The following is a 13616-nucleotide window of genomic DNA, read 5'->3' on the forward strand; positions in this document are numbered from 1 at the left end:
CTACTCTTTTCCCTTAAATGAAGTTGGTTTTGTGGTATCTTCCATAATTTTTTCAAGAACTGCTTCCCCGGACACCCCGGTGACCCGTGCTTTGGTATTTAATACGATTCTATGCTTTGTGACATCATAAAAAACATCCTCTACATCAGCCGGAATCACATAATCTCTCTCATTTAAAAATGCATTGGCACGCACCATTTTCGTCAGAGCCACCATTCCACGCGGACTGACGCCCAGCTCAATATAAGGATTTTTTCTGGTGGCATGAATCAGCGCCATCATATATTCATAAATTCTGTCATGTATAAAAATATTTTCTACGGTTTCTTTCATTGCCTGCAGCTGCGCCCCTGTCATCACACCTTCTATGCTCTCATAGCTCTGTCCGATGCTCTTTCCTTTGGCAATCTCAATCTCACTTTTCAAATCCGGGTATCCCATGCTCATACAAATCATGAAACGGTCTAACTGGGATTCCGGCAGCATCTGTGTCCCGGCACTTCCCTTCGGATTCTGGGTTGCCATTACAAGAAATGGTTTCGGAACCGGATGACTGATGCCATCTACCGTCACTTTTCCCTCTTCCATAACCTCTAACAGGGCTGACTGGGTCTTTGGAGAAGTCCGGTTGATTTCATCTGCCAAAAACAGATTGCACATGACTGCACCCGGATGATAATAAAAGCCGCACTGCTCCTTATCATACATGGAAAATCCCAAAATATCTGCCGGCAGTACATCCGGTGTAAACTGTACCCTGTGATTTTCAAGGCACAATGCCCTCGAAAAAGCCAGTGCCAGCGTTGTCTTTCCCACTCCCGGTACATCTTCAATTAAAATATGTCCTCCTGCTAAAATTGCACAGAATGCCTTCCGGATACAATCATCTTTTCCTTTTACGCTTTTTTTGATTTCATTTTGAACCCGCTTTGATAATTCCACCGCCTGCTGTAATTCCATCCTTCTCCTCCTGCCTTGAATCTGCTTTCTGTTTTCTGGCTCTTCTCTATTTCCTATCATTCTCTATTTTTTGTCTCTAGTTCAGAAATGTTTCTCTTACTTCACAAGTTTCTTCTGTCCCTGAATCTTTTTTACCAGCCATACCGAAACTAACGCCAGTACGGTTCCAATCACCACTCCTGCCAACACATCCGATGGATAATGCACCCCTACATATAACCGTGAATATGCAATCAAAACAGCTGCAATTAATGCCATTACTCCATATTTTTTAGGAAGCTCTTTCCATAATACAATTGCTGATGCGAAAGAACTTCCGGTATGTCCCGATGGGAAAGAATAATCTGACTGCTTTTCAATTAAAAGTTTCAATCCATCAACCACTTCATAGGGTCTGGTTCTTGCCACCAGATTTTTAAGTATAATATTGTCTACAATTAACGAACCAATTAATGCCAGTGCCGACATATAGCCTACGTTTCTCGTCTTCTTGTCCAACAAAAGCACAATGGTTATCAGAATCCATAAGATTCCAGCATTTCCAAGATTCGTAATATCCTTCATCACGGAAGTCAATGCCGGGAATCGCAGATACTCCTGTATCCATAATAAAATCTGCCCATCTATATGTAATAACTGTTCTAACATGATATGTTCCTCTTCTTTCCGTACGTTTTCATCACTTTTACTGCTGCTTATAGTATACCGTGTTTCCTTTGATTTCGAAACAACTTAATGAAATATTAAAAAACTAAACTCCAGCCATTCCCAAGCAACGCAAAACAGGTCATCCCAGCCCTCACAAGCTGAACATGACCTGTTTCTTTCTACATAAATTGCTTTTTATTACTTACTGAATATCTTCTTCCTGAATCGGATTCATGTCAAGTCCACGGTTGGCATCTGCCTTTGGATCATCTCCGAAATTATAATCTTTACCAGGTAAGATTGCATTTAAGATAATTCCAGCTAAAGCTGCGATTGCAAGTCCGGTTAAGGTAATGCTGGTTCCTGCAATGGTAAAGGTAAGTCCATTGGAAAATCCAAGTCCGCTGACTAAGATTACTGCTGCAATGATTAAGTTACGGGATTTGGTAAAATCAACGTGATTTTCTACTACGTTTCTGACACCGATTGCAGAGATCATACCATAAAGCATGAAGCTGACACCACCGATGATTGCAGATGGCATAGAACCAATGATTTCAGCCATTTTCGGAATAAAGCTTAAGATAACTGCAAATACAGCTGCAATACGGATCACTCTAGGGTCATGCACACGGCTTAATTCCAATACACCGGTATTCTCACCATATGTAGTATTTGCAGGACCACCAACCATACCTGCAAATGCGGTTGCAAGTCCGTCACCGATTAAGGTTCTGTGAAGTCCCGGATCTTCGATGAAGTTCTCACCAACAGTTGCAGAAATTGCAGACATATCTCCGATATGCTCCATCATAGTTGCCAGTGCGATTGGTGCCATAACCAAGATTGCAGTCAGGTTAAATTTGCATAACTGGAATGGAGGAAGTCCTACCCAGCTTGCAGATGCTACTTCGGTAAAGTTTAAGATAGCACTTCCATCCGGATTAGTCAGTCCTGCTGCCTGCATAATCAGTGCTGCTGCATAGGAAATGACAACACCTAAAAGAATCGGGATAATGCGGAACATTCCTTTTCCCCAGATGTTAAAGATAATGATAACTGCCAGTGCAATCAGTGCAAGAATCCAGTTGGTGGATGCATTGTTTACTGCAGATGGTGCAAGGGAAAGGCCGATACAGATGATGATTGGTCCTGTTACAACAGGTGGCAGGAAACGCATTACTTTCTTTACTCCTACGACTTTGATAACAAGTGCAAGAATCAGATATAAAGCTCCTGCAACAACAATACCACCACAGGCATATGGAAGCTTCTCTCCCATGGTCATGTCTGCAAAGACTCCGGTATCCAACTGTGCAATCGTAGAAAATCCTCCTAAGAATGCAAAGGATGAACCTAAGAATGCAGGTACTTTTAATTTGGTACAAAGGTGGAAGAATAAAGTTCCAAGACCAGCACAGATTAAAGTAACCTGTACGGAAAGGCCTTCTCCCTTAAAATAGCTGTTCACCAGAATCGGCACAAGAATGGTTGCGCCAAACATTGCGAACATGTGCTGAAGTCCTAACAACAGCATCTTTGGAACACCAAGTGTCCGTGCGTCGCGAATTGCGTCTTTTCGTTCGTTCATAACGAAAGCTCCTCCTTAAAATATAATGTTTGATATCCGTGGAATTTTATTTTCCACGTCTGCGGTGCTTTTCATGCATTTTTCTGTTGCTATGCTGCATCCGCTTTAACTACGGGAAACATATTTTTTATTTCCCGCATAAAACAGGTAACCCACCGAAATGGCAGATTACCTGTTATTATCTAAATTTGTTCCAACGCCTCAATTGCTTTGGCAATATATGGGTTGTCCATAGTATAAAATTGTCCTGCATCGGCAGCTTTTGCATATGCCGGATCCAATGGAAGTTTTCCAAGAACGGACAAATCAAGGTCTGCTGCGATTTCATCAATATGGCTTTCTCCAAATAAGGAAATCTCTTTTCCACAATCCGGACATTTTAAATAGCTGTAATTTTCAACGATTCCAAGGACAGGAACATTCATCATCCCTGCCATGTTATATGCTTTCTTTACAATCATCTGAACCAGTTCCTGCGGAGAAGTTACGATAATGATTCCTTCTACCGGAAGAGACTGGAATACAGTCAGTGGAACATCTCCGGTTCCCGGTGGCATATCTACGAAAAGGTAATCAATGTCACCCCATACCACGTCACTCCAGAACTGCTTTACCACGCCGGCAACGACTGGTCCACGCCATACAACCGGTGTTTCTTCTGTATCAACCAATAAATTTACAGACATAATCCTGGTTCCATCTTCTGCCACTGCCGGAAGAATCTCTTTTCCATCTCCGACTGCTTTTCCGTGAATTCCATACATCTTTGGAATGGATGGTCCGGTAATGTCGGCATCCATAATACCCACTTCATAACCTTTCTTACGCATAGCGGCTGCCATGGATGCTGTGACAAAGGATTTTCCAACACCACCTTTACCGCTGACTACGCCGATTACATGCTTTATGGATGAATGTGCATTCATTGGCTCTTTCTGAAACTTTATTGCCATTTCTATTCCCTCTTTTCGCTAAACAGGCGGTGTACGTAATCGACACCGCCCATATTTTTATTAAAACCTCATTATTACTATCATACCTTACTGATAGATACTTTTCAAGATATCAGTTTGCACAAAAATTGATACCTTATGCATTTCTCTTCGAAAGGATTTCTTTTAAGCTCTCCGTATATGGCTCTCTTGCGATTCCATACTCTGTTACAATTCCGCTTATTAAATCGTGATCTGTCACATCAAATGCCGGATTGTATACTTTGACGCCTTCCGGTGCCATCCGCTCCTGATACCACATCTCCGTCACTTCCTCTGCCGGACGCTCTTCAATGCAGATATCATCTCCGGTTGCTGTATTTAAGTCAATGGTAGAGGTCGGTGCACAGACATAAAAAGGTACATGATACCGCTTTGCTACCGTTGCCACAACGGAGGTTCCGATTTTATTTGCGGTGTCTCCATTGGCTGCCACCCGGTCGCAGCCTACAAATACTGCCTGTACCAGTCCCTGTTTCATAACGGTGCCAGACATATTATCACAAATCAGGGTCACATCCACCCCTGCTGCATGCAGTTCAAAAGAAGTAAGTCTCGCCCCCTGCAAAAGAGGTCTTGTCTCATCTGCAAATACATGAAAATGATAACCTCTTTCTTCCCCCAGATAAATCGGTGCTGTAGCAGTCCCATATTTACTGGTGGCAAGCTGTCCGGCATTGCAATGGGTCAAAATGCCATCACCCGGCTTCACCAGTGTCAGTCCGTGTTCTCCGATGCTTTTGCAGACCCGGATATCTTCTTCCTGAATCTCAAGGGCTTCTTTATGAAGCAATTCTTTTATCTCTGCAACCGGCTTATTTTTATTTGCAATGCAGACTTTCTCCATCCGGTTTAATGCCCAGGAGAGATTGACTGCGGTCGGGCGGGAAGAATTCAGATATTCTTTCTGTTTCTGAAAAGTTTCATAAAAGACTTCATAATCCTCTGTTTCAATTTCTTTTGCCAGAAGATAAATGCCAAAGCCTGCTGCTACACCAATTGCCGGTGCGCCACGGACTTTTAATAAATAAATGGCATCCCAGATTTCCTGTGCACTCTTTAACCGGATCAGTTCTATCGTTCCCGGCAGCTTTGTCTGGTCGATGATTTCAATGGCATTCTCTGCATCTAAGAGTGTAACCGTTGCATAATCCATAATATTCTTACTGTTTTTTTCCTTCTCCATAGCCTTATCTCCTACTTGTCCTGAGCCTTTATTCTGGCATTCAGTTCTTCTAAATACTCCCAGCGTTCCATCTTATGCTCTAATTCATCTTCCACTTTTATCTTCTCCTGGGTCAGCTCATTTAACTTTACAAAATCACTGGCAAAGCTTCCCATCTTCTCATCCAGTTCTTCTAACTTTGCTTCCAAAGCTGCAATATCGTCCTCAATGGTCTCATAATCCTTCTGCTCCTGCCAGGTAAATTTCAACTTCCTGCCACTCTTCCAGGTCGCCCTGGAATCCTTCTTTTCGGTATTCTCTATGGTGTCCGCATTTTCCTCCTGATCTGCTTTTTTCCTGGAAGTCTCTGTGCCTGCATTTCCTGCTGCAGTCTCTTCCTCCGGCCGCCTGGCAAGATAATCCGTATAACCGCCCTCATACTGTCTTATGTTGCCCTGTTCAAATGCAAAAATCCGCTTTGCGATACGGTCAAGGAAATACCGGTCATGGGATACCGTAATGACGATTCCATCATAATTATCAAGATAATCCTCTAAAATTGCCAGTGTCGTAATGTCAAGATCATTGGTCGGCTCGTCCAAAATCAGTACATTCGGTGCTTCCATCAATACACGAAGCAGATTCAGTCTCCGCTTTTCTCCACCGGAAAGTTTTCCGATAACGCCATACTGTTCTTCCGGTGGGAATAAGAAACGCTCCAACATGGCTGATGCGGACACCAGTCCATCCTCTGTCCGGACATATTCTGCAGTATTGCGGATATATTCAATAACCTTTAAAGACGGATCCATATAGGCAACTCCCGCCGATGCATCCTTTTCAATCTCCTGGGAATAATAGCCTATCTTTATGGTCTGTCCGATAACCAGTTCTCCGGCATCCGGCTTTACCCTGCCATCGATAATCTTCATCAAAGTGGTCTTACCGCATCCATTATGTCCCACAAATCCGGCTCTGTCATTCTTAAGAAAGATATAGGAAAAATCCTCAATCAGCTTTTTTTCTCCATAGGATTTACTGATATGATGAAGCTCTACCGTCGTCTTTCCCATACGGCTGGAAACCGAGCTTAATTCCACCTGCTTATCAAACTGTGGTCCCGACTGGTCTCTAAGATTCTCATAACGTTTGATATGGGCTTTCTGCTTGGTAGACCTTGCCCTTGCGCCCCGCTGCATCCAGGCGATCTCCTTGCGAAGGATGGACTGCCGTTTCCGTTCCCCGGCAACTGCCATATCCATACGCTCCTGCTTCAGATTCAGATAACCGGAATAATTTTCCTGATAACTGTAAATGGAGCCTTTATCAATTTCTGCAATACGGTTACATACGCTGTCTAGAAAATACCGGTCATGGGTTACCATAATCAGTGTTCCCTTAAAGCCCTTTAAGTATCCTTCCAGCCACTCTGCCATATCTGCATCCAGGTGGTTGGTAGGCTCGTCTAACAGCAGAATATCGCAGGGTGTTAAAAGTACTGCCACAAGAGCCAGACGTTTTCTTTCTCCACCGGATAAGTTTTTCGTCTTTTCTTCAAAATTATATACGCCAAGTCTTGTGAGCATGGATTTTGCCTTGCTCTCTAAATTCCACATCTGATAATCTTCCCCGGAAGCATCTGCCTGATTTTTCCGGTGTGCCGTTACCAGTACACTTTCTAAAACAGTCTCTTCTTCTCCAAATTCCGGCATCTGCGGAAGATAGCGGATTACCGCATGATTTGCCTTGGTGATTTCTCCGGCATCCGGTTCCTCTAAGCCTGCCAGCATTTTCAGTAAAGTGGATTTTCCGGTTCCGTTAATTCCCACAATTCCGACTTTCTCTCCTTCCTGCAAATAAAAGGAGGCATTGGAAAATAACTTTCTTCCGGTAAATGTCTTGGTTATATTCTCTGCTGATAATAAATTCATAAAGGTCTCCTGTATTTCTTTTTCATTCTTATTGGCAATAATTTTCTATCACAATACATATTTACATTTGACTGCTCACTGACTATACTGTAATGCATAGCACAACTATTCAGGAGGTAATATATGTATCATAGAGCATCTGAATTAAAACATATTTTTAACGAAAATATGAAAGGCGGAACCGGCACCGTTGAGATTATCCGTTCCGTCAATCCTATAGACTATGAAAGCCCAGCCAAGATGATTGCAAAACTCATCTTAAGACCGGGCTGTTCTCTCGGAAAGCATATGCATGAAGGGGAAGAAGAAATCATCACCATTCTCTCCGGTCATGCAGCCTATGACGATAACGGAACCATCGTTGCTTTAGAAGCCGGTGATACCTGCGTCTGCAAAAGCGGAGAGTCCCACAGCATTGCAAATGCTTCTCCAAAAGAAGATCTCATTCTCTTTGCTGTCATTAATTATCTTGCCTAATTACCGGCAAAATAAGCATCAATCCCATTGGCGATTCCCTGTGCAATCTGAGTCTGATAAGAGTCCGTTGCCATATTGGAATCTTCGGTGGGATTTGTCATATATCCCATTTCTACAATTGTTACCGGTACGGTACTCCAGTTAATTCCACTCATGGTATCAGTCTCCCACACATATTCCTTCTTTGCACCGGTCTGTGCACACAGACTATCCAGTATATTCTGGGAAAGAGAACGGCTCTGGCTGTAAAAGCTTCCTACATACGGATTGGATGCCGTCTGGCAGATTGTCATAGCCCCATTGGCTCCGCTGTTGGTAGATCCGTTGGCATGTATACGGACAAATGCTTCTGCTCCCGCATTGGTTGCAATGGCTGCCCGCTCGCTGTTACTGAGATTCACATCATTGGTTTCTCTTGTCATGACTACGGTATAACCTCTTGCTACCAGTTCATCCCGCAATTTTAAGCTGACGGATAAATTAAGCTGATACTCTGTCTGTCCGGTTGCAACGCCGGATGTTCCTCCGGTTACTCTTGCCTTGGTCTCAGAAGATCCCGGTGCTACCGGCTCCGGTGTACTGTCTCCTCTGCTCTGATGTCCCGGATCAATGCAGATGACATGTCCGCCGCTTCCGGATGTAATTCCGGTTCCTGCACTTCCAGTCAATGCTACCGGCTCCTGCGGCTTCTCTGTGGTCAGATAATCGGATGCTATATAATAAATTCCTTCATCCAATGAAACCTGGCTCCAGCTTCCATCATTTGCAGTGCGGGTAAGTTCTTTTCCCGCAGATAATTTCTTATAAACCTCTGCATCGGTAGAAGGTTCTACCCTCACATTGACTCTTGTTGTCGTATAAACAGTCTCTTCTGCATAAACTACCGTATCCGGATTCAATACTGCCGGAACATGCTCTGTTTCCGTCTCTGTTTCTGCTTCCGTATCTACAACTTCTTCGTTGTCAATTACACTTTCTGTTGTTGGTACCTCTGTATTTGTTAATGTTTCTTCGGTATTCACATTCGCAACTGTATCGTCTTTTTTATCCTTCCCGCAAGCGGTCAGAAATACCAGACACATAACAAGCAACAGGCATACGGTAACTGCCGAGTGCCTGCTGCCCTTATGGAATGTGCTTCTTTCTGATGTTCTCATAGATTCCCTCACATTTCCCTATATCATCTTACTTATGAATCAAAGTTCCCTTTAATCCGCTGACACCATCTAATGCTTCCTCCAAGTTTGCAATCAGTACGGAACGGACTGCAGAATTGCCGATGTAATCGATTGCTGCCTGAATCTTCGGAAGCATGGTTCCTTCTTCAAACTGACCCTCGTCCATATACTGTTTTGCTTCTTCTACCGTCATCTCATCCAATGGCTGTTCATTGGCTGTGCCATAATTTAAACACACATGCTCAACACTGGTTAAGATAATGAGCTGGTCAGCATCTAAAAGCTCTGCAAGTCTGCCTGCTGCAAGGTCTTTTTCAATAACTGCACTGGCACCTTTTAAATTATTATCCTGCTCTAATACAGGAATTCCACCACCGCCACAGGCAATTACTACCTGATCTGCATCGGAAAGTGCACGGATTGCATCAATTTCTACGATGTCCATTGGCTTTGGAGCTGCTACGATACGGCGGTATCCATCGCCCTGTTTTACCGTATGGTTCCCTTTCTTCTCTTCTGCTTCTGCCTCTTCCTCTGTCATGACACGGCCGATAATTTTGGTTGGATGATAAAACGCTTCATCGTATGGGTCTACGGTTACCTGTGTTAAAACAGTAGATACCGGTTTGTAAATTCCACGGTTTAATAATTCGGTACGAATGGCATTCTGCAAATCGTATCCGATATAGCCCTGACTCATAGCAGAGCAGACAGACATCGGAGTAGCAGTATATTCCGGATAAATTCTTGCGAATTCAGCCATTGCAGTATGTATCATTCCCACCTGTGGTCCATTGCTGTGGGAAAGAACTACCTGACAGTCATCCTTAATATAATCTCCGATTGCTTTTGCGGTAAGCTTGGTTGCTTTCTTCTGTTCCGGAAGTGTTGTTCCCAATGCTTCATGTCCTAATGCAATCACAATTCTCTTCTTTTTCATGTTACAATCCTCCAATTCTATGCCCAAAGATTTTCCGGATAGACACCGTCTTTAATCAGTCCGCGGATGGAATCCACAACAAATGGTTTGTCCTCTAAATAAGTAACTCCAAACCAGCGGTCTGCTGTCTCATAAACTTTTACGGTTGCCTTATCCTGATTCAAAAGCAATTCCACAATATTTGGCAGCAGATACTCTTTCTTCATCGGATTGTCTTCAATATGTGCCAAGAACTCACGGAAGCCCTCTTCCAGATAATCAATAAAATCCGGATAGCCAGCCCACATGTTCATAGATACATTTACATCCGGGTGAATCCATTCTGCCACATCAGCTTCTTCACAATGTACTTTTCCTTTTTCATCGGCATAGATGCTGTGTGTCTCTAAAATTTTTTCAAGATAGCCACTCTTTTCATCTACCACACAGACACCACGGGTAACGGTTCCGTTATCACTCAGTGTGTTCTTCAGGATATATCCAGCCATTCCAAGGCGGAATCTTTCCTTATCCTCTTCATGATTTACCAGAAAATCATGCATCTTTACAAATGCTTCTTTTCCGTAATAATCATCTGCATTGATGACTAAAAATGGTTCCTTCACTACGCCTTTGCAGCATAATACTGCCTGACCGGTTCCCCATGGTTTTGTTCTGCCTTCCGGCACTGTAAAGCCTTCCGGTATATCATTGATATCCTGGAATACATAATCTACTTCTACCTGTTTTCCGATTCTGTTTCCAATGATTTCTTTAAAATCCGCCTCAATATCCTTGCGAATGATAAATACAACCTTATCAAAACCTGCGTCCACCGCGTCATAAATGGAATAGTCCATAATAATCTCGCCATTTGGTCCCATTTTCTCAAGCTGCTTAATTCCGCCGCCAAAACGGGAGCCAATGCCTGCCGCCATAATAATCAGTGTTGTTTTCATTCGTATTCTCCTCAACCTTATTTTTAAAACTTTTTTCTCTCTACCCTTTTCTTTTTCCTCTATTTCACTATTCTTATCTAATGATTTCGCCGCTCGTCAACGATAAAGGCATACTGACTCACTTACGCCTGCTATTTCATGTATTCTTTGTAGCCGACTTCCTGAAGCTTCTTATCCTTTGCTTCTACCTGCTCTTTTAAATTCTTAGAATATTCTTTTAATCGTGCCAATAATGCATCATCTGATGTTGCAAGAATCTTTGCTGCAAGAATTCCTGCATTTGCGCCACCATTGATTGCAACGGTTGCTACCGGAATACCGGTCGGCATCTGTACGATAGAATAAAGAGAATCTCTTCCGCCTAAAGATGTGGTATGCATTGGAATTCCGATTACCGGCATAGGGAAGATTGCTGCACACATTCCCGGAAGATGTGCTGCCATTCCTGCTCCTGCGATAATTACTTTAAATCCTTTGCTCTCTGCGCTCTTTGCATATTCAAAAAATACATCCGGCTCACGATGTGCGGAAATAATTGTCATCTCATACTCGATTCCAAGCTGTTCCAAAATATCTGCTGCTTTTGCCATTACAGGCATATCTGAATCACTGCCCATTACAATTCCTACTTTTGCCATTTTCTTTCTCCTTTTCTCATAGATACTTGTCCTTTTAGTATACACTGTTTTACGCCGGAAATGAAGTCTTATTTTCCAACGGCTCATTCAGTTTTTCTGTGCCCGGTACTACAAACCTGCCATCTCTTATAATATCCCCGGTACTGCCATCTGCCCGTTCAATATAAATGCAGTCTAATTCATCATACGGTATCGTAATATCCGTATGACAGTTAAAGTATGCCTTACTCTCGTCTTCTTTCCGAAGAATTGAGATTTCATTATCCCTTGCCACAATTTCTTTGCCATCCGGATTATAAACCGGCGTATCCTCTGCCTGGGAATAACAGGTATCTCCCACTGCAAAATGTGGACCTGTCTTCTCTGCAATCAGAATCGGCAATTTATCTGCAATATCAAAGTCCTTTGCCATCCGGTATGCCGTGGTGTTGGTTCCAATAGCAAACTCCCCTAACGGCAGCGTATCATGGTGCATCAGCACATTATCATAAATATATTTATGGTTCTCTTCTTCACTGTCAAAATTACTGCAACTGTAATCCACAACTTTTCCATCTTCAAACGTCATTTTCAGGTTCTCATACCGGAGTCCGTTAAGATAGACATAAGATACATGCAGTACTCCGTGGGTTCCGGTCAGCACCGGTGAAGTAAATACTTCCCCTACCGGAATATTGACATCTGCCACGCAGTTTTCAAAGATAGTCTCTTCCTGTGGATTCTTAAGGCGGTATAATTCCACGGTCATATCTGTTTCGTTATTGCCTTTTCCCTTGATATGTGCCCGGACTCCCTGGTCTAATACTTCAATAATTTTCGCCTGCATATCCCGGTACAGGGTATAATCCAGTGTATTTAATTCTACCGTCTTATCAAAGATTTCTTCAAAGTTGCTGCCAATCTGTGGAAGCGGATAAGCAATAATCGTAAAGCTTCTTTCCTCTCCCTTAATATACTGATTGGTAATCTGCCCAGCCTGTGACGCATAATAGACATTTAATTCATTCTGCTTATCACTGTAATGGCAGGCAGTTTTTTTATTTTCCGGTTCAAATAACGGCTCTCCGAACACCTCGATTACAGCCGGACCTGCGTAGCCTGCTGCAAGTTCTTGCTTATCTTCATATACAGTCCGGAGTGTCTCTAATCGGCGTTCCACAAAGGCTTTATCTAAATATACTGCTTTATCTGCTTTATGGTCATAATCAAACTGACGGTTCACAGAAGCCGCATAGCAGCCCCGCTTGGAATTGCCGCGGTTACGGAAGGAAGAAAACGCATCCCGGTAAATCGTCGGTTTTAATCCCATCTTCTCAAAATTTACAATCGCTGCCCGCACCATACGTTCCATTCCGATGGCATATTCCACATTTACGGTAGATTTTATGGATAAGTCTTTTCCAGTGGTAACAAAGCCAATCCGGTAGCCTTCCGTATAAGTATCTGCCATTGCCTGAATCTTCTCCTGCGGAAGCTGGTTCATATACTCTGCCATACGGATTTCATTTTCTCCGACTGGTTCTCCATAATAATAAAGGTATTTTAAATCCTGTAAATCAGAATCCATTACAATCCGGGTAAAGAAATCCCGGCTGGCATCTACCATTTCACAGACGCTGCGCTCTGTAAATAATTCACTGTAATCGTGGAAGAACCAGTAAATTGCCTGCTGCACTTCTTTCGGGGTTGTTCCCTCTTCGTCATTAAAACAGGTATAAACCTGGATAAACAATTCACAGAAGCAGGTATAGGCTTCCACATCGCCCTCATAAGCATAAGGAATCAGGCTCCGAAGCTCTGCGTAAAGCATACTAAGCAGTGTACCGTATTCCTCTCCCAATGTTTCACAGGCATAATCCGGGTTGGCATAGCTTTCTTTATAATGCTCCGGCAAAATATCCTCATACAATGCTTCATTTATCTTCTGTAATGTTTCCCTGCTCTGGCTGCAGAAGCTGTCATTTAATACCTGCCGCAATACTTCTTCCGTTTTTACAATAAATGCTGCCGTTCCTTTAAAATAAGCACGGAACGGCTCACAAACCTCCGGTTCTGCCGCAAGTTCATGTATCCGTTCCGTTACCAAATCCAGTCGTTCTGTAATTGCTTCTCTTTCTTCTGCGTTTAAATTCTGATATTCCATACTTTATATCCTTTA

12 protein-coding genes are annotated in these 13616 nt (G+C 43.0%); 1 reads left to right on the top strand and 11 read right to left on the bottom strand.

Features of this window, described 5'->3' with window-relative positions:
• The 6 genes from DXB39_RS05960 to DXB39_RS05985 all read right to left on the bottom strand — a co-directional run bounded on the left by DXB39_RS05960 (position 1) and on the right by DXB39_RS05985 (position 7287).
• Positions 1–960 carry an AAA family ATPase gene (locus DXB39_RS05960; RefSeq protein ID WP_117840567.1) on the bottom strand — a complete coding sequence of 320 codons (960 nt, stop codon included), beginning with the start codon at positions 958–960 and terminating at the stop codon, positions 1–3.
• A gap of 96 nt (positions 961–1056) precedes the next feature.
• Positions 1057–1608 carry a phosphatase PAP2 family protein gene (locus DXB39_RS05965; protein WP_117840565.1) on the bottom strand — a complete coding sequence of 184 codons (552 nt, stop codon included), beginning with the start codon at positions 1606–1608 and terminating at the stop codon, positions 1057–1059.
• A 202-nt stretch (positions 1609–1810) separates the two neighbouring features.
• Positions 1811–3199: a uracil-xanthine permease family protein gene (locus tag DXB39_RS05970; RefSeq protein ID WP_117840563.1), complete on the bottom strand. Its 1389-nt coding sequence runs from the start codon at positions 3197–3199 to the stop codon at positions 1811–1813.
• A gap of 182 nt (positions 3200–3381) precedes the next feature.
• The gene (locus tag DXB39_RS05975) at positions 3382–4152 is read right to left on the bottom strand and encodes an Mrp/NBP35 family ATP-binding protein (RefSeq protein ID WP_022244172.1); all 771 of its coding nucleotides are present in this window, start codon (positions 4150–4152) and stop codon (positions 3382–3384) included.
• Positions 4153–4288: 136 nt separating this feature from the next.
• Positions 4289–5377 carry an S-methyl-5-thioribose-1-phosphate isomerase gene (gene mtnA, locus DXB39_RS05980; protein WP_117840561.1) on the bottom strand — a complete coding sequence of 363 codons (1089 nt, stop codon included), beginning with the start codon at positions 5375–5377 and terminating at the stop codon, positions 4289–4291.
• A gap of 11 nt (positions 5378–5388) precedes the next feature.
• Positions 5389–7287 (bottom strand): ABC-F family ATP-binding cassette domain-containing protein, encoded by a 1899-nt coding sequence (locus DXB39_RS05985; protein ID WP_117840559.1) that lies wholly within the window; start codon positions 7285–7287, stop codon positions 5389–5391.
• 123 nt (positions 7288–7410) lie between these two features.
• Between DXB39_RS05985 and DXB39_RS05990 the strand changes: the two genes are divergently transcribed.
• Entirely contained in the window at positions 7411–7764 is a 354-nt protein-coding gene (locus tag DXB39_RS05990) for a cupin domain-containing protein (RefSeq protein WP_022244169.1), read from the top strand.
• On the opposite strand, the gene DXB39_RS15030 is transcribed toward DXB39_RS05990, so the two are convergent.
• From DXB39_RS15030 to DXB39_RS06015, 5 genes are all read right to left on the bottom strand, one after another.
• A complete protein-coding gene (locus DXB39_RS15030; RefSeq protein ID WP_117840557.1) occupies positions 7761–8921 on the bottom strand; it encodes an N-acetylmuramoyl-L-alanine amidase in 1161 nt (386 codons plus the stop codon). The genes DXB39_RS05990 and DXB39_RS15030 overlap by 4 nt on opposite strands.
• Positions 8922–8949: 28 nt before the next feature.
• The gene (gene arcC, locus DXB39_RS06000) at positions 8950–9882 is read right to left on the bottom strand and encodes a carbamate kinase (RefSeq protein WP_117840556.1); all 933 of its coding nucleotides are present in this window, start codon (positions 9880–9882) and stop codon (positions 8950–8952) included.
• Between the two features lie 17 nt (positions 9883–9899).
• Positions 9900–10820 carry a sugar phosphate nucleotidyltransferase gene (locus tag DXB39_RS06005; protein WP_117697503.1) on the bottom strand — a complete coding sequence of 307 codons (921 nt, stop codon included), beginning with the start codon at positions 10818–10820 and terminating at the stop codon, positions 9900–9902.
• A 131-nt stretch (positions 10821–10951) separates the two neighbouring features.
• Positions 10952–11458 carry a 5-(carboxyamino)imidazole ribonucleotide mutase gene (purE, locus tag DXB39_RS06010; RefSeq protein ID WP_022244165.1) on the bottom strand — a complete coding sequence of 169 codons (507 nt, stop codon included), beginning with the start codon at positions 11456–11458 and terminating at the stop codon, positions 10952–10954.
• Positions 11459–11507: 49 nt separating this feature from the next.
• Complete coding sequence (locus tag DXB39_RS06015) at positions 11508–13601, bottom strand: aminopeptidase (RefSeq protein WP_117840554.1); 2094 nt, start codon at positions 13599–13601, stop codon at positions 11508–11510.
• Positions 13602–13616: the final 15 nt, after the last annotated feature.

The organism is Roseburia sp. OM03-7AC (assembly GCF_003462625.1).
In the GTDB taxonomy this organism is placed as follows: domain Bacteria; phylum Bacillota; class Clostridia; order Lachnospirales; family Lachnospiraceae; genus Roseburia_C; species Roseburia_C amylophila.

Bases quoted from the DNA above. Each gene is read 5' to 3' on its own strand.
- DXB39_RS05960 (WP_117840567.1), bottom strand. From the start codon at position 960: ATGGAATTACAGCAGGCGGTGGAATTATCAAAGCGGGTTCAAAATGAA.
- DXB39_RS05965 (WP_117840565.1), bottom strand. From the start codon at position 1,608: ATGTTAGAACAGTTATTACATATAGATGGGCAGATTTTATTATGGATA.
- DXB39_RS05970 (WP_117840563.1), bottom strand. From the start codon at position 3,199: ATGAACGAACGAAAAGACGCAATTCGCGACGCACGGACACTTGGTGTT.
- DXB39_RS05975 (WP_022244172.1), bottom strand. From the start codon at position 4,152: ATGGCAATAAAGTTTCAGAAAGAGCCAATGAATGCACATTCATCCATA.
- mtnA (WP_117840561.1), bottom strand. From the start codon at position 5,377: ATGGAGAAGGAAAAAAACAGTAAGAATATTATGGATTATGCAACGGTT.
- DXB39_RS05985 (WP_117840559.1), bottom strand. From the start codon at position 7,287: ATGAATTTATTATCAGCAGAGAATATAACCAAGACATTTACCGGAAGA.
- DXB39_RS05990 (WP_022244169.1), top strand. From the start codon at position 7,411: ATGTATCATAGAGCATCTGAATTAAAACATATTTTTAACGAAAATATG.
- DXB39_RS15030 (WP_117840557.1), bottom strand. From the start codon at position 8,921: ATGAGAACATCAGAAAGAAGCACATTCCATAAGGGCAGCAGGCACTCG.
- arcC (WP_117840556.1), bottom strand. From the start codon at position 9,882: ATGAAAAAGAAGAGAATTGTGATTGCATTAGGACATGAAGCATTGGGA.
- DXB39_RS06005 (WP_117697503.1), bottom strand. From the start codon at position 10,820: ATGAAAACAACACTGATTATTATGGCGGCAGGCATTGGCTCCCGTTTT.
- purE (WP_022244165.1), bottom strand. From the start codon at position 11,458: ATGGCAAAAGTAGGAATTGTAATGGGCAGTGATTCAGATATGCCTGTA.
- DXB39_RS06015 (WP_117840554.1), bottom strand. From the start codon at position 13,601: ATGGAATATCAGAATTTAAACGCAGAAGAAAGAGAAGCAATTACAGAA.